The 19,104-nt window shown below is 33.2% G+C and carries 21 protein-coding genes and 1 pseudogene; 11 read left to right on the top strand and 11 right to left on the bottom strand.

Features of this window, described 5'->3' with window-relative positions; translation table 11 throughout:
• Nucleotides 1-4: 4 nt before the first annotated feature.
• From NKOR_RS10405 to NKOR_RS07005, 7 genes and pseudogenes are all read right to left on the bottom strand, one after another.
• Nucleotides 5-304: pseudogene (locus tag NKOR_RS10405) on the bottom strand (AAA family ATPase); the annotation flags it as partial.
• 52 nt (nt 305-356) lie between these two features.
• On the bottom strand, nt 357-2,114 hold the full coding sequence (locus tag NKOR_RS07025; protein ID WP_238535960.1) for an AAA family ATPase: 1,758 nt from the start codon (nt 2,112-2,114) through the stop codon (nt 357-359).
• Nucleotides 2,111-3,253 (bottom strand): metallophosphoesterase family protein, encoded by a 1,143-nt coding sequence (locus NKOR_RS07020; protein WP_014963664.1) that lies wholly within the window; start codon nt 3,251-3,253, stop codon nt 2,111-2,113. Before NKOR_RS07020 ends, NKOR_RS07025 begins: the two co-directional genes overlap by 4 nt.
• Nucleotides 3,253-4,785, bottom strand: coding sequence for an ATP-binding protein (locus NKOR_RS07015; protein WP_014963663.1), 1,533 nt, complete (start codon nt 4,783-4,785; stop codon nt 3,253-3,255). Before NKOR_RS07015 ends, NKOR_RS07020 begins: the two co-directional genes overlap by 1 nt.
• Complete coding sequence (locus NKOR_RS10400) at nt 4,782-5,171, bottom strand: DNA double-strand break repair nuclease NurA (protein ID WP_232212284.1); 390 nt, start codon at nt 5,169-5,171, stop codon at nt 4,782-4,784. Before NKOR_RS10400 ends, NKOR_RS07015 begins: the two co-directional genes overlap by 4 nt.
• Before the next feature lie 5 nt (nt 5,172-5,176).
• The gene (locus NKOR_RS10395; protein ID WP_014963662.1) at nt 5,177-5,617 is read right to left on the bottom strand and encodes a hypothetical protein; all 441 of its coding nucleotides are present in this window, start codon (nt 5,615-5,617) and stop codon (nt 5,177-5,179) included.
• A 65-nt stretch (nt 5,618-5,682) separates the two neighbouring features.
• Nucleotides 5,683-6,630 (bottom strand): hypothetical protein, encoded by a 948-nt coding sequence (locus NKOR_RS07005; RefSeq protein WP_014963661.1) that lies wholly within the window; start codon nt 6,628-6,630, stop codon nt 5,683-5,685.
• A 123-nt stretch (nt 6,631-6,753) separates the two neighbouring features.
• Here NKOR_RS07005 and NKOR_RS07000 point away from each other — a divergent pair, with 123 nt between their 5' ends.
• The 7 genes from NKOR_RS07000 to NKOR_RS06975 all read left to right on the top strand — a co-directional run bounded on the left by NKOR_RS07000 (nt 6,754) and on the right by NKOR_RS06975 (nt 11,179).
• Complete coding sequence (locus NKOR_RS07000; RefSeq protein WP_014963660.1) at nt 6,754-7,344, top strand: PEFG-CTERM sorting domain-containing protein; 591 nt, start codon at nt 6,754-6,756, stop codon at nt 7,342-7,344.
• Between the two features lie 159 nt (nt 7,345-7,503).
• Complete coding sequence (locus NKOR_RS06995; RefSeq protein ID WP_014963659.1) at nt 7,504-8,046, top strand: DM13 domain-containing protein; 543 nt, start codon at nt 7,504-7,506, stop codon at nt 8,044-8,046.
• A gap of 159 nt (nt 8,047-8,205) precedes the next feature.
• On the top strand, nt 8,206-9,024 hold the full coding sequence (locus NKOR_RS06990) for an aspartate dehydrogenase (protein WP_014963658.1): 819 nt from the start codon (nt 8,206-8,208) through the stop codon (nt 9,022-9,024).
• Between the two features lie 93 nt (nt 9,025-9,117).
• Nucleotides 9,118-9,690, top strand: a complete 573-nt coding sequence (locus NKOR_RS10620) for a quinolinate synthase NadA (protein WP_274513110.1) — start codon at nt 9,118-9,120, stop codon at nt 9,688-9,690.
• Nucleotides 9,691-9,695: 5 nt separating this feature from the next.
• Nucleotides 9,696-10,073: a quinolinate synthase NadA gene (nadA, locus tag NKOR_RS10615; RefSeq protein ID WP_274513109.1), complete on the top strand. Its 378-nt coding sequence runs from the start codon at nt 9,696-9,698 to the stop codon at nt 10,071-10,073.
• A gap of 5 nt (nt 10,074-10,078) precedes the next feature.
• Nucleotides 10,079-10,483: a tetratricopeptide repeat protein gene (locus NKOR_RS06980; RefSeq protein WP_014963657.1), complete on the top strand. Its 405-nt coding sequence runs from the start codon at nt 10,079-10,081 to the stop codon at nt 10,481-10,483.
• 93 nt (nt 10,484-10,576) lie between these two features.
• Complete coding sequence (locus NKOR_RS06975; protein WP_232202941.1) at nt 10,577-11,179, top strand: hypothetical protein; 603 nt, start codon at nt 10,577-10,579, stop codon at nt 11,177-11,179.
• On the opposite strand, the gene nadC is transcribed toward NKOR_RS06975, so the two are convergent.
• From nadC to NKOR_RS06960, 3 genes are read right to left on the bottom strand one after another with little or no spacing between them, the layout of a single operon-like run.
• A complete protein-coding gene (nadC, locus tag NKOR_RS06970) occupies nt 11,176-11,991 on the bottom strand; it encodes a carboxylating nicotinate-nucleotide diphosphorylase (RefSeq protein ID WP_014963655.1) in 816 nt (271 codons plus the stop codon). The two genes, NKOR_RS06975 and nadC, sit on opposite strands and share 4 nt — an antisense overlap.
• Before the next feature lie 40 nt (nt 11,992-12,031).
• Nucleotides 12,032-12,220 carry a transcription elongation factor subunit Spt4 gene (gene spt4 / locus NKOR_RS06965; protein ID WP_012215619.1) on the bottom strand — a complete coding sequence of 63 codons (189 nt, stop codon included), beginning with the start codon at nt 12,218-12,220 and terminating at the stop codon, nt 12,032-12,034.
• Nucleotide 12,221: 1 nt separating this feature from the next.
• Entirely contained in the window at nt 12,222-12,818 is a 597-nt protein-coding gene (locus NKOR_RS06960) for a DNA-directed RNA polymerase (RefSeq protein ID WP_014963654.1), read from the bottom strand.
• Nucleotides 12,819-12,967: 149 nt separating this feature from the next.
• On the opposite strand from NKOR_RS06960, the gene NKOR_RS06955 reads away from it, so the two are divergent.
• From NKOR_RS06955 to NKOR_RS06940, 4 genes are all read left to right on the top strand, one after another.
• Nucleotides 12,968-14,077 (top strand): Mrp/NBP35 family ATP-binding protein, encoded by a 1,110-nt coding sequence (locus NKOR_RS06955; protein WP_014963653.1) that lies wholly within the window; start codon nt 12,968-12,970, stop codon nt 14,075-14,077.
• 41 nt (nt 14,078-14,118) lie between these two features.
• The gene (locus NKOR_RS06950) at nt 14,119-14,583 is read left to right on the top strand and encodes a GTP-dependent dephospho-CoA kinase family protein (protein ID WP_026089978.1); all 465 of its coding nucleotides are present in this window, start codon (nt 14,119-14,121) and stop codon (nt 14,581-14,583) included.
• A gap of 178 nt (nt 14,584-14,761) precedes the next feature.
• Nucleotides 14,762-15,001 carry a hypothetical protein gene (locus NKOR_RS06945; RefSeq protein WP_014963651.1) on the top strand — a complete coding sequence of 80 codons (240 nt, stop codon included), beginning with the start codon at nt 14,762-14,764 and terminating at the stop codon, nt 14,999-15,001.
• Between the two features lie 63 nt (nt 15,002-15,064).
• Nucleotides 15,065-16,981 (top strand): hypothetical protein, encoded by a 1,917-nt coding sequence (locus tag NKOR_RS06940; protein WP_014963650.1) that lies wholly within the window; start codon nt 15,065-15,067, stop codon nt 16,979-16,981.
• Between the two features lie 960 nt (nt 16,982-17,941).
• Here the strand turns inward: NKOR_RS06940 and NKOR_RS06925 are convergent.
• Nucleotides 17,942-19,045 carry a hypothetical protein gene (locus tag NKOR_RS06925; protein WP_014963647.1) on the bottom strand — a complete coding sequence of 368 codons (1,104 nt, stop codon included), beginning with the start codon at nt 19,043-19,045 and terminating at the stop codon, nt 17,942-17,944.
• Nucleotides 19,046-19,104 lie beyond the last annotated feature (59 nt).

Genomic DNA, 19,104 nt, shown 5'->3' with positions numbered 1-19,104 from the left:
AAAACTAATTCAATAATGACACTTTGCTACCTTGTTCAGATGACTCGAATTTGTAAATTTGCTCAACTGTAGAATCCTCGAAAATCTCTGAATCATGCGTAATTATGATAAATTGCATGGGCGTTTCTGAATTTGAAATATTTGATAGTTGAGACAATACTCCTACTAGAGATTTTTTTCTTTCTGCATCAAGATGTGTTGTAGGTTCATCTAGTATCATCAAGTTAAGGTTTGATGCTCCTAGGAGACTTGCCATGCCTAATCTTAAGGCTAATGCAACACTGACTTTTTCACCTCCGCTCAACGACTCTAAATCTAACTCTTCTGTTTTTGAATTACAAATAATTGAAATATCTCTAGCTTTTTCTGTTAATTGAAATATCTCTAGCTTTTTCTGTCAATTGGATTCTTTGAATTTTTGTATTAAGTAATGCAAGATATTCTGATGCCTTGGCTGAAATTGCATTTAATGCCCATGATCTTAGACTTGTAGCAACAGGACCATCTCTACTAAAAATATTATTTTGAATTTCAGCAAGATTTGTTACATATTCTTTAACAACATGCAGTTCAGAAATCGCGTTTTCAATAATTCTAATTTGTTCTTTTCCTTTTGATATTTTCTCTAGTATTGCCCCTATCTGTTGATCAACACTTGACAATTCCATCTGTTTTTGATTAACTAATTTTTTTAGATTCAAAAATTCTTGCTCATCAAAACCATTGGTCTCTGATTCTAATTTTGATATGTTCTCAAAAATTGTTTTTGCATGAGAATCAATCTGTGAGATTTCAATCAAATTCCCGCTGTTCACCACTGGAATTTTTTGGATATTTTGTCTTTTGATTCTTACATTCTCTTGAATTTTTTCTAGTTGGTCTTTTGAAGTTATGGAATGTGCTCTAAGCGTGGCTTCTGCATCTCTTGCAGCTTGTAATTTTTCAGAAAACTCTTTTCTTTTTTGATTGTACATTTGATGTTCTTCTTCTTTTCTAATAATCTGCTCTTCTAATGACATTAATTCTTGTTTTAGATGGTCTTCTTGGAATATCGGTTTTAATTTTTCTACACTGGAATCACAAACTGGGCATTTGTTGTCTTTTAACTGAAGTTTTGATGCAAGAATTTGTTTTTCTTTAAGAGAAGCGGTCTGGTTCCTCATATCTTGAACTTTTTTTAAAGTCTCTTCTACTGCTTGCTCTATTTTTTGAATTTTTGATTCTAAATCTCCTTTTAGGCTTGCAGGCTCAAAACATGCCTCACAATCGTGTATTTTACGCTCATTTTCACTAATTTCATGTTGAATTTCATGAATTGCACCTTTTGCATATTCGATTAATTCTTTTTTTCGTAATTCCAGTTGGTTGATTTTGTCAATTTTTGGGGCTTCTGCCTCCACTTCCTCTCTTAAATTTTTGACTTCATTTTGTAATGTCTCTTGTTTTGATTGTAACTGATTTTTTTGTGGTTCTGACTCTTTGATCTCTTTTTGATACATTTCCAAGTCTCTTGATAAAATTTCTATGTGTGTGTCATCATACCCTATTTTTCTTTTAATATTTTCACGAAATTCTTTGTTTACTATCTTCATAGATTCTGAAGCTACATCAAGCTTGTCGATTCCTATTATTGCATTTAACAACTCCTTGAATTCTTTTGGTTTTGCATTGATTATTGCATTAAGTTCTCCTTGTTGAACAATTGATGCTACTTTTAGTTTTTCAAAATCAAGACCTATTACTTTTTCAATCTCTTGTGTCATTGATTCGCCAAATTGCTTTCTTTCTCCTGCTGCTATCTCTACTCTTTTATTGTCAACTATTTCTGTGAATTTTGCAGAAAGTGCCCCCTTACTGTCAATCTTTCTTACAGCTTCAAAAATTCTTCCGTTTACTGAAAAGCTTATTTTGGCAAATCCCTGTGTTGCGTTTCGTTTGATTAGACCTTTGTTTGATTTTCTTGTATGCTGACCAAATAATGCAAATGTGATTGCATCTATTATGCTTGATTTTCCTGCACCGTTATGGCCTACAAAAACTGTAACTCCATTATCAAAATCTAGTTTTGTTTCAGAATGCGCCAAGAAATCTCCTAATTCAATTGATGTGATCATTTTTCTCTCTCCTTTTTGAATTTTTCAAAATTTTCAATAATTATCTGTGATGCTTCTTGAATTTCCCCTGATGATAAAACTGGAAGTAGCTCTTTGATTGCAAAACTAGCATATTGTTCTGAACCTAATACGTCAACTGATAGTCTAAACATCTCCTCATCAATTACATTTGGCTTGTCTAGAAATACTGATGAATCTGAAATCTTCTTTGTACTGATTCTCCACAAACACCTCAAAACCATGGAATTTAACCTTGCAATTTGTGCCTGAATGTGGTCTGTCTCTATTTTTTCACCTTGTATGTTTACCTCCACAATGGGTTTTTTTGTAAATCCTGCTATTTTTTCAGAAATCTCATCTATTGTTTTTGATAATTCTTGATATTGTGCTTTAAACGAAAACTGTGGTCTGGTATCCAGCTCTATCCAATCTAGTTTTGCATCTTTTCCTGAAATATCTACTTCAAAGAACCCTTTTTTAGTTTCTTTGATTCCTTCACTGGTTGTCAATTCGATTGAACCTGGATATGCAATTGGACCATTAAGGTGATTGAATTTTTTAATATCTTTATCATGAAGATGTCCCATTGCATAATATGTGAAATTTTTTGGAAGATCTGTTGATTGTAATTCTCCTGCAAATTTATTAAACTCTGTTACTCCTTGATGTAGAACTAGTATTTTGTGACCTGAAAAGTTTTCTGCAATCTTATCAACTTCGGCAAATTTTTCTTCATATTGTGAAATCTCTGCTTTTCTAATTTTATCAAATCCTGCAAGAAGTATTCCTTTGTATTCAATTGGTTTTCCTTGGCCGATATATCTTGAGAATTCTAAATTATGATAAACATATGGAATTGGCGTGGTCCTAATTCTACTAATATCGTGTTCCCCTAGAATGAAAAAGGAATCAATATTATTTTGTTTTAATCGCTTAAGACCATTTGCCATTTGTACAATTGCCGTTCCATTAGGATTTGGTACGTGGAAAATGTCTCCTGCAAAAATCACAAAATCCATGTGGTCTTTAATTGATGTATCTATTGATTGATTGAAAACATCGTAGACGTCTTGTGCACGTTCCTCTGAACCGTACTGTACTAATCCTAAATGTGTGTCTGAAATATGTGAAAATTGCATCAGTCTAATAACAAATCTTTTTGAACAAGTCCCTGTGTTGACTCTACTGCAACTTTTTTCATTTTTTCTGCATTGGCCCATGCATTGACTGCACTTTGATCTGCTCCCATTATCTTCTCTTTGACCTCCTCCACATGTACAAGTGATGGTAAATTTGTCCATTGTCCAACCAGGACTGCATCACCTACATTTAGTGATGTCAGTTGAGCAATCAACTCACGGCTAGTTGACTCTGTTGCTGAGGCTATTTGGCGTTGGTCGTCTTCTTGAATTATTTTCATTATTGCAAATGAACCCATCTGGCTGAGAACATTAAGGTCGACACTCCTAGGTCTTTGAGATACAATTCCTAATCCTAATCCAAATTTTCTTCCTTCCCTTGCAATTTTTGCGGCCCAGTATTTTGCACTCGTATCATGATCTTTTGGAATAAAAACATGTGCCTCTTCTATTATTACAAAAATTGGTGAATTGAATTTGTAACTTCTTTCTCTCTTACTTTTACCATGTCTTGCAATACTTGCATCTTTTCTATCTTTGAGTAGTTGTTGTAAGTAAAATGCAACTGCAACATTTGCTTGTTTTTCTGATAATTCTGAAATGTTTAGGATGTTGGTACGTCCTTCTTTGATAAAACTAATCGGATCACCCATGTCAGGATCTAAAATGTCTTCAAACCTACGTTGAGCTTCTTCTATGATGTCTTGAACTCTATATGCTGACGTTCTGATCTCTTTTAGCTTTTTGTCTTCTGAATTAACAATAAAATCTACCTCGTTTTCTAATTTACTCCAAAACTCTTTTGATTCTTTGACATGTTTTGTGAATGCCATTCTTAAAACACGTTGTTGAACATTTGCACCATCTCTAATTTCTAAAACTTCTGAGAGTTGGTCTGCATCGAGTAATCTTGGATTGATCTTTGCATCTATTACATTGATTAGTGGAATGTTTAGTGCCGTGTAATCATTATGATAATCAAAAATTATTACGGTGCCTTTTAGTTTTGAAATCTGTTTTGTAACTAGTGATACAAGATTACTTTTCCCCATTCCTGTCATCGCTAAAATTCCTAGATGTCTTGAAACAATTTTGTCCAAGTTTACTTTCGCATCGATTGTTTTATTTCTCAAAAGATTTCCAATCTTTACCCATCCTTCATTTTTTGGACTAAAAATCTCTTCTAGGTCTTGCTTGCTTGGTTGGGTGATTTCAGTGCCTGGGATTGGTGGTATTGCAGGTATTATTGATTGACCCTTCCTCAAGTTTTCTAAAAAACCCAAAATTCCAATATGTGCAGTAAATGTTTTGTCACGCTTGTTTATCTCTGCAATTTCTGTGCTCTCTGATGCTTCATCAAAATTCTTAACATCTGCAAAGGCAGCACTAGACACTGCTGATTTTTCAACTAATCCTAAAATCTCTCCTTCATCTGAAGATATTTTGATGTATTCTCCAACTGATAATGCTCTCTGTGTAATTGCAGTAACAAATGTTGGTTTGGATTCACCAACAACAAAACCCAGACTCAACCCAGTACCTCACGTGAACCAATCTCGTTACTTAGACCTAACAAACTAACCATCTTTGCAAGCTCTTTATCAGATATTTTACAGTTATTATGTGCAAGTTTTAATGCGTATGGATATCCTCCAATACTTGTTTTGTATAGTTTGTTTATGACTAATTTTATCTCTTTTTCATCATGCTGTTCTCCAAGAAATTCTAACTTGATAATTGGTGTAGAATCACTTAATCTTACAAATGTTGATGATATGATTTTGTCAGTTCCATATTTTTTTTCTACAAATAACTTACTGAATCCTGGACCTTTTGTAACATGATTATAATAAAAAATATCTCCTGCAAGCGAACCTAATTTTTCAAATTGTTTTTTTGTGTTTGATGTTTTTGCAATAAAAATTACATTGTCTTTTTTTTCATTGTTCTGACAACTTGTGCATCTAAAGCTGATTGTCTGGTCATAAACTGGGAATGCAAAGAACCATCCATCAATACCAAATCAACCTGATCTATGGTTTTTTCACAGGCATCAATTTCCATTTTACTTGCAATTCTTGAAAGATCAGTATCTGATCCTAATCCTGACTCATGTAAATCTACTAATATTTCTCCATCTGCTTTAATGGAAACTGCTGTAGTTGCCCAAAGCTCAATCCCTTGAAATTTTGTATTGTTAAAACTAGAATCAATTCCTGCTGTAACTGCTTCTTCTTTCACAGGCGTAAATTCCACCCAATTTTCTCTTGCTTTTTGTAAAATCTGCTCAAATTTTGGACCTTTGAGAATAGATAACATCTTGTCCCTGTTGATTATTGCATCTTTGTATACGGTATTGAGCACAACAATAGTTTGTTGGTTTGAATAAAATCTTTAGGTTATACTGAACTTTGACAAAACTGATCCATCTATCCAATCCTTCCTTTGAAAATTATTTTCTCTTCTGTTCCAGATGGTGTACTTCTATCGATGTATCTAATCTCATACTTGTCTCCTATGTGAATTATCTTCCCATCTATCTCTCTTGGGATCTTAATTTTTACTTCAAATGTGTTTGTGTTGGGACCTGTTTCGATCAAAAATCTAGAGTTTGCATCAAATTTTGGATTTGCAAGTGTTGTTCTTATTCCTCCATCTCCTCTATACTCAAAAAGACTCAGAGAAATCTTGTCTTCATCTTTGGAATCTATGTTGGCATCCGGCTCGTAAATTCTCAAAGTAAATTCGTGTCCAATCCTTGAACCTCCTCCTGATGTCTCAACTTTGGCAAATGTTTGACTGAGTACAACTGATTTTGTAACCACTCTTTTTTCACCTGCAGCGTCTGTTTGGTCCAGATAACGAATCAGAACTACATCATTTTGTGTAATTGCCTTTCCATTAATTTCGCTAGGCAAATCTAATTTCAAATAGAATTTTCCTGTATCTGGTCCTGTCTCAATCATTGTTGGCGGACCGTTAATCGGAATTCCGTTAATTGTAAATTCAAACAGATCCTCTGTACTAATTGTGTCTATCCCACTGTGACTTGTGTTTAGATCATCATCTGTGATATAGAAATTTACAATAGAACCCTGTGATGCAGGGATTGTCTCAATTTCTCTTCCTGCCGTCTCAAACTTTTGAATAATTTGTTTCCATCCTCTATCTTCTAATCTCTCTGCAGTAGTTGGCTTTACACAGGCTGGCATTCCTGATGTTCTTAACACCAAAACCAATCCTTCATTACATGTTATTTTTTCTGGCGCAATACCAAATTTGATTTGTTTTCTTGGTGATTCTAGATCTGCAAATGATGGTTGACTGAAAATGATACAAAATACTGTGCAAATTAAAAAAATCTGCAAAACTTTCAATGGATATTTTTGAATTTCTTTACATAAATAACTTAATGATAAATCATTCTACTTACCTCAATTCAGAAAATCAAGTATGAAAATTTACTAATTCATTATATTTGATAATCTTTTAGCAATATTATGAAAAATCAAATTTTTCTTTTTGTAATGATGTTTTCTCTGTTAATCATATTTCCAACAAATGTGTATGCTGAACATGTTTTAGGCGTTGAAGCATTTGCACAGTATCTTGATATCTCTCAATTAGAAGCTGAAAAATTTGTCTTTGAATTTGATGAAATTTCTTATGATGTTTACTATGGTTATCATGGAAGCATGGATGACTCTATGACTGAGGGCTTAGGTGATCCAACTGTCAAAGAAATGACTATCAATCAAGAAAACAAATCCATAGAGGTTGCTTTTAAAGAAGTTCCAGAAAAAACAGATTTTTGGGTAAGGGTACCTTTTGAAGTTCTAACTGCTGAGAAGGAAAAATATCAAGTGTTGATTGATGGCGTGGACACTGGATATGATATAATGAAAATGCCTGATGGTTATGTAATTGGAATGATAATTTCTGAAAATACAAAACATGTAGAAATCATTGGCACAAACGTAATTCCTGAATTTGGTGCATATGTGACTCTGATTTTGGCAATTTCTATTATAGGATTGGTGTTTTTTGCTAAAAAATTCTCTTTAGGAAATAATTTCCCTAGAATTGACTAACTGATAACAATCTCATTTTCTCGAATTAATTTATTTTGAAAATAAATAATATTATTAAAAATATGCTAGGTTCGATTGTAATCGTTGTTTGAAGATTTGGTACACATTTGGTACACATTTGGAAAACCCCCTTTATAGTAAAAACTCAATCTTTTCTATATGAACAAATATCTGATACCAATTATTGCAATAGCAATTATTGGCTCTGTATCTGTATTTGCAATATCTCCTTATTTTACAGAATCTAGTATTGATGAGGCATTGCCTACTGATGCAGTTGTTCAACCTATGATGGAAGAAACTATGATGGAAGAAACTATGATGGAAGAAACTATGATGGAAGAAACTATGATGGAAGAAACTATGATGGAAGAAACAATTCCTGTTTCTTATTCTGGAACTTTTATCGGTGTAGGTGATGGAATTCATGATGCACAAGGTGATGCATACACTATTCCTCTTGCAGATGGTGGCAACGTCTTACGATTAGAGAATTTCAAATCCACTAATGGTCCTGATTTGTATGTCTACTTAGCAACTGATGATGATGCCTCAGAGTTTGTGAATCTAGGTGAACTCAAAGCAAACAAGGGAAATCAAAACTATGAAATCCCTGTTGATACTGATCTGACAAAATACAACAAGGTCTTGATTTGGTGTCAAGCATTTAGTGTGTTGTTTGGTAGTGCAGAACTATCTTAACACTATTTTTTTCTATTTTTTTAATAACCTCTGAAAATTTCTAAAAGATGATTCTGGATTAGATAGATTTTGGTAGTTTTGTGCCTACATTACAATTTGTTTGGAAAATAATACCTGATTATTCTAGATTAATTAACCGATGTTTTCTAGATATTTTGATTGAAACGAATAGCTCTTCTAGGGTGTGGTTCAATGGGAACTCAAATAGCATTAGCAATAGAATCTGGGACTTTTCCTGCAACTCTTACTCATGTTTATGATGCGTCTAAAGATGCTTCTGCATCACTTGTTCAAAAATTAACAAACAAACCTGAAATTGTTGAAAATCCTCACCTTTTGTCCTCTCAGCCAATAGATATTGTTGTAGAAGCTGCATCTCAAGATGCAGTAAAAGATGTAGCACTAAGTGTTTTACAAAACAAAAAAGATCTGATGATCATGAGTGTTGGTGCATTACTTGATGAATCAATCTATGATATTTTGTCAGATGCATGCAAAGATTTTAAAAAAACAATTTATCTTCCTTCAGGTGCTATTGCAGGACTGGATGGAATTAAATCTGTTAAAGATGAATTAGAATCTCTATCTATCACAACATCAAAACATCCACGCTCACTAAAAGGTGCAAAATTCTTTGAAACTTCTAACATCAATTTGGATGAAATTAATTCTGCTACAACTATTTTTGAAGGAACTGCAAAAGCAGCAGTATCCTTGTTCCCTGCAAACATCAATGTTGCAGCACTTTTATCCTTGATTGGACTAGGTAGCGCAAAAACAAATGTAAAAATCGTTGCAGATCCAAACACTGACAAGAATACTCATCATATCGAGGCTACAGGAAAATTTGGAAAGATGACTTTTACTATAGAAAATATTCCCGATGTAAATAATCCCAAAACTAGTAGATTGGCAATTCTATCTGCTATTCAAACTCTGAAAACATACTGTTCTAATGATATTCAGATTGGCACATAACATGGCAATTATTGCCACTATTGTCAACATACATGAGAATTCTGGGCGCGATCCCATTCTTTAAATCCCTACTGCTCAAATTTTCAATGGTTTATGCTCGTACAACAAACCTCCAAAATAAAAGAAGAGATTGAACGTCTCAAAAATGAAAAGGATGTAGTAATTCTTGCTCATAATTATCAAATCCCTGAAGTTCAAGATGTGGCAGATTTTACAGGTGACTCTTTAGGTTTATCAAGACAAGCAGCAAATGTTTCCCAAAAGACAATTCTCTTTTGTGGTGTAAACTTTATGGCTGAAACTGCTGCAATTATCAGCCCTCAAAAAAAAGTAATCTTGCCTGATTTAGAAGCAGGATGTTCCCTATCTGATTCAATTACTGTGGATGAATTAAGAGATTGGAAAAAACAACATCCTGGCGCAATTGCAGTTGGATATGTTAACACTACTGCAGAGATTAAAGCAGAACTTGATTATTGTTGTACATCTTCTAATGCAGTAAATGTAGTTAAAGCAATTCCTGAAGACAAAGAAATTCTATTTTTGCCTGATATGTTTTTGGGTTCTTATGTTGCAAAGATGACTGGTAGAAAAAATATGCACATATGGGCAGGAGAATGTCATGTTCATGCCGGTATTACCCCTGAAGATGTAACAAAAAATTAAATTCAATGAAAGATGCTGAATTTGTAATTCATCCTGAATGTAGTTGTACAACTCCTATGATGTATGATGTTGCAGATGGAAGTTTTGATGATCAAAAAGTTTCCATTCTTTCTACTGAGGGAATGTTAAATCATGTGAAAGAATCAAAAGCTAAAAACTTTGTTGTTGCAACTGAAACTGGAATTTTATATAAAATGAGACAACAAAATCCAGATAAAAAATTCATTCCTGCCTCAGAAAAAGCTGAATGCCAGTACATGAAAATGATCACACTTGAAAAAGTGTATGATGCACTTGTAAATGAAAAAAATATTGTTACTGTTCCAAAAGAAATTGCAGACAAGGCTCGTTTAGCAATTGATAGAATGCTTGCAATAAGCTAAACTGTGTGATTATTTTGGTTGGATTATTCAGTAGAACTCCTAAGGATCCTAATCAAAAAAGAAATGCTGAAAAATTTAAAGAATTTAAAAAACTTGCAAAACAAAAAAAATATGACGAAGCTCTAAAATCCGGTACAGAATATCTGAGAATGGTGCCAAATAATCATGACGCATTGTTTACTGTAGGTGGAATTTATTATCTGAAAAAAAAGTACAAAACTGCCGTATCTTATTTCGATAAGGCACTTGAAATTGCTTCTTATGATGTGGATGTCCTACTTTTGAAAGCATATTCGCATCAAAAATTAGGTGAAAACAAAAGAGCAATTCAATGCTGTGAAAAAATACAAGAAGTTGATCCAAAAAACAAGTCAGTTTCAGCCCTTTTATCTGAGTTAAAGATCTCATGATTATTGAATTATAGGTAATAAGATTTACTATGAAATCACAAGTATCTGGTAAATAAGTTCTAATTTTTTTTATCTGTGGGGCAAAAGATTACAATGCAGTTAGCAGTTGCTGCAATATTTTCTTTAATGGTATTTTCAAGTAGCTATGCATTTGCACAAACTAATCCCTCTGAGTTTGAGTATACATCAATTTCAGGTGACGAGATTAACAATAGTTCTGTTGCAAAACAAATGTTAGAAAAAATAAAACAATCAAAACAAATTCTAAAAGAACTTCAAGCAGGAAAGATTCTGACAAAGACGCCCGAACAGTTGGCAATTGATGAACAGCGAAAACTTTCTCAAGAAATTCTTCGAAAACAACTTGATAGGATGAATAAAGATTATGAGTCTTATACGCCAAGAAATGCATTTGCTACTTTTCTTGGTGGCATAAATGCCACTCACCATGGAATCTATTGGGATCAATTCAACTATGTTGATAACAAAGTGCAGATTGCACGTGCTGCAAAGCAAATGGTTCTTGATAATGGCGGAACTTATCATGATGCATTAAAAGAATTTGTTAAATATGCATCACTTACGCGCGTTGAGATGATTCAGATTAATGAAGATCTTAACATCAAATATGGGTTTGCAGATTCTAATGTTCAGAACAGTTTTGATGACTTCGGAAAACTCCCTAGATATGATTAGACTTCCAAACTCATATCAATTCCTTTAACAGAGTTTGTAATACTTCCAACTGAAATGATGTCTACTCCTGTTTGTCCATATGTGGAAATATTTTTTGAATTAATTCCTCCAGATGCTTCAAGCAGGATATTTTTTCGTAATTTATGATTTTTGAGAACCTGTATTGTCTTTTTGATTTGTTTTGGAGAGAAGTTGTCTAACATGATTATTGTTGCCCCTTCTTTTGCAGCAAGTACTGCATCTGTAGTGTTTTCAACCTCGACCTCAAATTTTTTGTGTTTTTTCTTGGCTTTTTTAATTAGTGACTCTAGAGAATCAACTGCGATGTGATTGTCTTTAATCATAACCATTTCGTCTAATCTTAATCTATGTTTTTTACCTCCTCCTATCTCTACTGCTTCTTTGTCAAAGTATCGTAGTCCTGGGGCTGTCTTTCTTGTGGCATAGATTTTTGTTTTTTTTGGAATTTTTTTTACAAGTTCATTTGTCTGAGTTGCAATTCCACTCATTCTTGTTAAAAGATTAAGTGCTGTTCTCTCACACATCAAAATTTTTCCAGCATCTCCTGAAATGATCATAACTGTTTGATTTGGTCGTATTTTTGAGCCATCCTTTTTCAAAATTTTTACATTACATCCTTTAATTTTGAAAATAGTTTTTGCGTATGTTGCCCCTCCCACAATTGCGGATTCTCGTGAAATTATTCTAACTGTGACTTTTTTCTTTGGTAAAAGTGCACTAGTAATATCTCCTTTACCGATGTCTTCTGCTAAAAATTGTGATAATTGTTTTTTTGAATTAAATGACAACATTATGATAAAATGTAAGTTTGATTTTAAAGATTTAGAAGTTTTATGTTACTTTGATTGCATACTTGCCTTTTTGAGTAATGCCTAGAGTTTTTGAGATTTCAGAATTTGTTGGGTCTACTACTAGTACAACCCCACTCCAATCTGGCGTCAAATCTGATGATTTGCATACTGGACAAACTTTACCCACTGTCACATACTTGCATTTTCTACATGCCATTTCTCGTGCCATCTTAACTTGCCTCTACTTTAGCTTCTTTTGCTGGTTCTTCTGCATCGCCAGAAGATTTCTTAATCTCTTCTTCAATCCATTCGTCTGCGCCAAGGAATGGTTGTCTGCATGTGATTCCGATCTTTCCCATTGCGGCTGCTTTGCCTAATGATACTGCAGTAATTCTTGCGCGAAGTGTAGAACCAACTTTTAATGTTCTTCCACTTTGATTAGCTAAAATCATTCCAGATTTCACATCACTCTTGAGATAATCATCCATAACTTGTGATAAATGAAGTAATGCATCTGTTGGACCAATTCTGACAAATGCACCAAAGTCTGTAATGTCTACAATCTCTCCTTGTACAATTTCTTGTAATTTTGGATAAAATGTTAATGCTTCAAATTGAACTCTATGGAATGTTCCGCCATCGCCTGCAATCATCTTTCCCATTTCATCGACTTTGGCATCTAAAATCATGATGATGTATCCTAAATCGGCGTTAATCATACTCTCGTATTTTTCTTTGAGAATGTTTACAGCTGCCTTTTTGAGTGTGGTTCCAAATAAGCTTGGAGGAATCCTGACAACATCAACTAGGGTAGATATAGAAAACAACTGTGCTGTTTTTCTTGAATTTCAATTTATGAATCTTTGGGTAATTTGGGCATGTTTTTCCAAAGATTTTGCTAATTTTCGAAAAATATTGACAATTTCTTTTGGTCATCGACTTATGTTTAAATAAAGTAAACGGGTTTTTTGACGCAATGGTTGGAATAGATCAAGTCCTTGAAAAACTCAGTACTGTCATTGATCCTGATTTGAAAAAAGACATTGTATCAATGGGGATGATTAAAGACTTGGAACTTAACGACGGAAATTTGAAATTTACCTTAGAATTAACTACCCCTGCATGTCCATTTAACGCCGAAATTGAAGAGGATGTAAGAAAAGCAATTGATGAACTTGGCGTGAAAAATTTTGACATGAACGTGACTGCAAAAGTAATGGAAGGACGCTCACTTGATGCCGACACTGGAATGGCTACCGTCAAAAACATTATCGGTGTTGCAAGTGGAAAAGGCGGCGTAGGAAAATCAACAGTATCACTGAACTTAGCTTTGGCATTACAACAAACAGGTGCTAAAGTTGGATTGCTAGATGCTGACATTTATGGTCCAAGTATCCCTCTGATGCTCGGAATGAAAGATGGCTTTATGGAAGTTGAAGATAACAAACTTCAACCAGCAGAATCAAATGGTCTCAAAGTTGTTTCCTTTGGTTTCTTTGCCGAACAAGCTCATCAAGCAGCAATTTATCGTGGCCCAATTATTTCAGGCATTCTCAAACAATTTCTAGTTGATACAAACTGGTCTGACTTGGACTATCTTATTGTGGACCTTCCTCCTGGAACTGGTGATATTCCATTAACTCTTGCACAAACAATTCCTATTACCGGAATTTTAGTAGTCACTACACCCCAAGATGTTGCAAGTAATGTTGCAGTAAAAGCAATTGGAATGTTTGAAAAACTAAATGTTCCAATTATCGGTGTTGTTGAAAACATGAGTCATTTTATCTGTCCTAATTGTGATGAAAAACATTACATCTTTGGTGATGGTGGTGCAAAGAAAATTAGTGAACAGTTTAACATGCCTTTCTTAGGTGAAATTCCATTAAACTCTGGAATTATGTCTGGTTCTGATGTTGGAAAACCAATCATGATTACAAACCCTGATTCTCCAAGTTCTGTTGCATTTAGAATTGCCGCAAAGAATATTGCAGCACAATGCAGTATACTTGCAGCAAAACTCCAAGAAGAGGTAGAGTCTGAAGGCTCTAATGAAGAATCTGCTCCAGAGGCAAGTACAAACTAGAATCGATTTTTGTGAAGTTACCTGACTCTCTAAGAGAACAAATGAAAATCCCTTTGGGTACTCTTATACCTGAAAGTCAATCAAACAAAGAAAATATTCTCAAACATATTGAGCAAAATTCCTACATCATTACAGTTGGTGATAGAACCACTGAAAAGATGATTGGTTTTGATTTAATTCCATCATTACAGATTGTAGATGGTATCGAAAAAAGAGAAAAACGAGAACCGCCAAAACTTGCAAACGCAACTGAGATAACTGTTGATAACCCTCCTGCCGAAATCACTTCTCAAAGTATTGATGTAATCAAAAAGGCATTTTTGATGAAAACTCCAATACGAATTCTTGTAACTGGTGAAGAAGACCTTTTGGTATTGCCCGTTTGTATTCATGCTCCTGAAAATTCTGTTGTATTGTACGGTCAACCAAATGAAGGACTCGTGGTAGTCAAAATTAACTCAGAAATTAGAAATAAAGTACAAAGTCTACTTGATTTAATGGAATAACGGGGTATGATGAGACGGTGGCTGTATGACTCGTGATTACACTACTAAAACCTCTGACCCTATTAATTCATAATTCTGAAGAATGAAAATCAACCAAATTTCTTACAACAATTGACATTCCAAGATAAACGCATACCAGAAGTATCGGTAAATTAAAACGCAAATTGAATAATTAACTATGATCTTTTCTCAAATACAAGAAATCTTCATACAACAACTGCGAGTAGAAAAATCTGAAATGGAAGAATTGAAAATCCATGTATCTGATCTTCAACATTTATTGAAAAATCAAATCCAATTCACCGAATCTTTAGGGGATTATATGAGAACTGGCTCGACCAAAATTGTAGAAAACTATGACACTGAAACATTGGAGCATTATGGGGTTTGGGAATCTCTTAGGCGACTAAAAAATTAACATTTTTACTGAAAATTTGAATTTTTAAAAAATAGTTAAATCTATTATTATTTTCATACAAATATGAAATTAAGCAAAGGAAAAATCACAATTTTAGATTTTGTTACCAAAAATGAAAAAAACAAACTCGATAATTCTATTAAACAAATTATTGATGGGGAAGTCCCAAAATCCTCAAATTGGATTCAAACCGGACCTATGGGTGGAGGCTCATTTCAAGAATGGTCTCTAACAGAAATCCCAGAATCCATTTCTTTTATGAGTGAAGTAAAAATTCGTGTAATTAATTATGCACGTTTTTCCTTTATGCATACTATCCAAATGAGTGGATTTCTATCCTCAGAAACTATTGAAGAAATTGAATCTGGCGAAATTAATGAAAGCAGAACAAAAATTGAAACCTTGAGAAAGAGATTTTGGTCATTTTGGAAAGGGATGGGAATTGGCGCTGTTTCTGATTCAAAAGATAATTTTAGGTTTGATTCTGGCTGTGGATTTGTAAATTTCTATTTTGAAGCACCTGATTTTGATGAAATCTGTAAACTTGAACATGATAAAACTTCTGATGAATTTTCAAAAGAATTTCGAGAAAAACCCTTCATGAGAAAATATGGTGTCAATTACGGTGGATTAATTTCAATTTCTGAATATTTTGCTAATAAGATATCTGTCATTGCTCAGGGTGCATCAATTTTTTCTAATTATGGGTATGATTTTTCATGGATTATAAAATTAGAGTTTTCTCAAGAATCAAAATTGTTTGATGGAGACCTGTTTTTTTCATCTTCTATGGAAAACAGCTTAGAAACTCAACTATTGTGGTTGTGGACAAATTTTAGAATTTCTCAGATACATAAATGGAAAACGAAACTAGATGTTTTTAATAAAGAAATTAGTACATTTCAAGAAAAAATTACTTTGTCCAAAAAAGATTTTGGACCCACACCTTTAATTGAAAAAAGCTCTTTTCTCTTAGAATTCTCTAGTATTATTGATGAAACAAGATACATTTCAAAATTTGTTGAAGGTGCACTTGAACATGATTTACTCCCACGTCCAGAAATCTCAATAACTGGAGGAAATATTGTTACCAAAAACTATGGATTTTTTTTCAATATATTAGATTATGTTAACAAAAATACAAAAATTATTGATGAAGAATACGGCGTTCTAAATAATCAATACAAAATTCTTTCTGAACATCTTAAAGAACTTGTAAGTTTTGCTCAAACAAAATCCAGCCAATCCTTAGAAAACACTAACATTTGGACTCAAAGAATTCTTGTTGGCTCTGCTATATTGACAGCTATAGCAACAGTTGTTATTCTTAGTCTTACTGGAACATTAGTTTCATTAACTGAAGAAATGCTTGGAGAAAGTGAATCTACGTCAAAAATTTTGGAAGCCTTGGAAAGAAGTAATGGTTTGATGTTAGCTAGTCTGTATCAGGATTTTGAACTGGAACTTGAGTATGAAATCCATCCATTCAAACGTGATGGTGACCTTGGAGGAACCTATTGGGATCTTAAAGTAACGAATATTGGGAAATATGATTCCCTTGTAAAATCTTCATGGTATCTAAATGAAGAACTCTGTAATGTTGATAATTCTAACTATTATCTTCAAGACAGAGTAAAACTTGTACGTGAGGCATTTTATAAAGAAGAAGTCATTGAAAGGAATGAATCCAAACTATACAGAATGGACGTCCCCAAATTTTACTCAAATTATACAAATCTGAAACCTTTTGCAATCGAAATAGTTTCGGAAGGAAATCCTGCAGGACCTGATAGAGAAAAAATAGATTTTTTCTATGAAAAAAACTTGGCAAAAATTCATTTCGTTTATGATCCAGAACTAAAAAATTGGATCCCTGAAAATCACTGGGAACATGTTATTTGTGATCGTGAACCGCGTCAGGGAACTAGCTTCATAACTATAACTACCACAAATCCAGATCAATTTCGTAATCTGAGATAAAAAACAATTCCAAAAAATAATTTTTAACCATACAATCCGTTCCTTTTTGAACAAAATCATATTTCAAAAATTATTGCAAGAGACATTACTCAAATATCAACTCCCGGGATGAATTTGTTGAAATTTACTGTAAAAACTATGATTCTATAGTCCGGCCGGAGAAAATGTTTGAAGGATTAGTAGAATTTGAAGACTGATGTCTAGTAAATCCCACAGATATCTATATCTTCAATTAATTAGAAATTAGATTAAGACTAACTAATGAAACAATTCTTACATTTTCTTCTATCTGAATATTATCACAATCTTTTCACATGGTGGAGTATTTTCCTTTCTATTACCAGTTTACTTGTTTTTGAACAAACAATGTATGACTTTCGGGAATTTTTATGGACAAGCATGATCCCTTTTGTAGTTTTTTGGATGTTGATGATTTTGACGTTGTTGCGTTTTTTCAGTCCATTTTGGAATATTCGAATTTCTCGCAAACAGGCATCAATAATTGGTTTTACAATTCTGGGAATTGGTATGTCTTTTTTTATTGATGGAATTTTTTTCATGATAGAGTTATTTGAATTGATTGCTGAACAACACAATGAAATCGTTCTTGATTCAGATAGGTTTTCCAATTTGTCTGTTATTGTATCTATCCTTTCAACTTTTTTTCTCCCTTTTGCAACCTCTGTTTTCGGATATAATGCAAAAATACAACTTGCAAAACATGGCATTGTATTTACTAAATCATGGAAGGATTACCCATTTACATTAGTGACATTTTCTACATTGACATTTATTTTTGGATCAATTCATGTGATAATTATAAACAATGGATTGTTTAGATGACTTGTTCCTTATTTGTGATATTTGTAAATCAATAAAATATCTTTGTTAAACCATACAAAGCCTCAGAACCTATCTCTAAAACAGGGATTCAGGCATGAAATTTTCAAAATAAATATGTCATCCATTTTCTTTTTCCCAATCTTCATTTTCCTGTATCATATTCCCTGGATTTGATGATGGAAATCTGAATTTTGGTTCTCCTAGAATCATGGATGTGGTTTCAAGTAAAGTTCTAATTTTTTGTATAATTTGTGCATCTGGATCTAATCCTTCATGTACAACTTTATGTCTTGTTTTTATGACTTCTATTGTATCTTGTAATTTCTGTTCAGGTATTCCTAATGTTGTTCCTATTGCTACTAATTGTCCAGATACTGAAATTCCCCAAAACCCATTAAGTTCATCTTTTATTTTTGAATCTGAATCTAATTTCATGTTAAAAAATTCACTGGTAGCTAGCTCTACAGCTGTTGCTCCCTCAATAATTGCATGACGAAAATCTCCCTGATCTAAATATTGATGTACTCGTACAAGAGTTCTTTCTGCCACTGAACTACGATGATAATTTTTTAATATTTCTGGGGTATTTCTCCAATCTTCTTTACTCAAAAAAGATTTCATTTCTTTTATTGATGATGAATATATTATTGCTGATCTTGGTTCATTATCTGGTTTAAACTCATTCCAACTCTTTCCTTCATCCTCAGACCACTTGACAAAAAATAATTCACAATAATTACCAATTGATTCCTTTGATGAATCCCATTTTCTTATGTCTCTAACCCAATACTGTCCATATCTTATCCGTAGAAGATCTAAGAACTGAGAGATTGGTTCGTAAATTGTCTTTGCAAATTTTGTTCCTAGTTCTTTATAGTGTTCATCTCCAATTTTATTCTGTTTTAGAGCGTCAAATTGCTCTTTTGTAACTTCATCTATCTGTAATGAGCCAAATAATCTGCCTCCTTCTAATACTCCTTGTTTTTCCATAATTGATTCATCCACCTCTTTACGTTTAGAATCAAATTCAATCATTCCTCTTTCTACATATCCTCTTCTTTCAAACCATATTTTCAGCATCGTATGTGGAAATCGTGTATCCAAAATTAGCGCATCTTTCTCACCATCTGGAATCCATCTATGAAATAATGGTCCATGAAGTCTAAATTTTGTTTCATAATCTTCTATTATTACTTGAAAAGATAGTATTATTGAAGCCATTATTTTATTGCAGAATATTTCTATAAAATAAGTTTGGAAAAATAGGATCCTGTACTGAT

Source organism: Candidatus Nitrosopumilus koreensis AR1, from assembly GCF_000299365.1.
GTDB classification, from domain to species: domain Archaea; phylum Thermoproteota; class Nitrososphaeria; order Nitrososphaerales; family Nitrosopumilaceae; genus Nitrosopumilus; species Nitrosopumilus koreensis.
The sequence above is the reverse complement of the archived record's forward strand: the minus strand, read 5'-3'. Positions and strand labels throughout refer to the sequence as shown.